Here is a 919-nt window from a genome sequence, read left to right as displayed (position 1 = left end):
GGTCCCCCAACGGTCACCGCCATATTGCGCGTGGCCACCGCCACCACATCTTCCCAGGGCACGAAGACGGTCTCCTTACGCCAACCGGCCAGTCGGCGAATTCCGCGATACAGCGCCACATAACCGACGGCTAGCGCGGGAGCGATAACCAGATGGGTGATCGCCATCCAGGTAATGCCAGTTGGTCCCAGAAATTTCTCCTCTGCCCCCAGGAAGCCGAGCCCCATCAGCGCCGCACCACCACTGATGGAAAACAGCGCAAACCAGAAACCATACATCAGATGGGCGCTGGGAGACGGCAAGAAGACCCTTCGCCCGGGGTGCTCCACCACGAAGGCCACCTCGCGGCGCTGGCGATGAAAACGCACCGGCGCGGTGCTGCGAATCCAGAGGTCTGGGATAACCAGCAGAGCACCGAAGAACAGGACACCCGCGTAGGCGCCCCCCCCCCACATACTCAAGGCCTCCCCCACCGTGATGTTCAAGTAGAAGATCATCGACATCACGAAGATGAAAAAACACACAAAGAAGAGCATCACCCAAACTGTTACCCCCCCCAGAGCCAGCATGCCGTTGCGGCTGACGTTATGCAGCAGATCCAGCGTCGCCTCGTTGCGGCGAAAAATGAGCCGGCCAACGTCCGCGCCGGCCCCGGCTGTGGGACCTAGCGGGACAGGCCTGGGGCTTAGGGCATAGAGTTCATTGGGGCCGCGTGTCAGATGTTCGCCGACGCGCAGCGCCATGGCGGAAGCGTCCTGTTCCTTGGCTTGGGTGGTCATGGTATTTCCTTTATTCATGGCAAGCAGTGTCGATGCCAACTCTATCAGGCCGTCCAGGGTACGAGCGGCATGGCCTGCCAGGCAGTGGCCTCACGCCCTTCCAGGGGCTCGACGGGTCTCCAGTCCTCCCGGGGCGATAC

Annotated in this window: 1 pseudogene; it reads right to left on the bottom strand. The window is 61.8% G+C overall.

Annotated features, from left to right (window positions below):
• Positions 1–779 (bottom strand): annotated as a pseudogene (locus FZZ93_RS18170) (hypothetical protein); the annotation flags it as partial.
• Positions 780–919 lie beyond the last annotated feature (140 nt).

Origin of the sequence: Halomonas eurihalina, assembly GCF_008274785.1 — a bacterium.
Classification (GTDB): domain Bacteria; phylum Pseudomonadota; class Gammaproteobacteria; order Pseudomonadales; family Halomonadaceae; genus Halomonas; species Halomonas eurihalina.
Note: the sequence above shows the minus strand (reverse complement) of the source record. Positions and strands in the feature narration are given on the sequence as shown.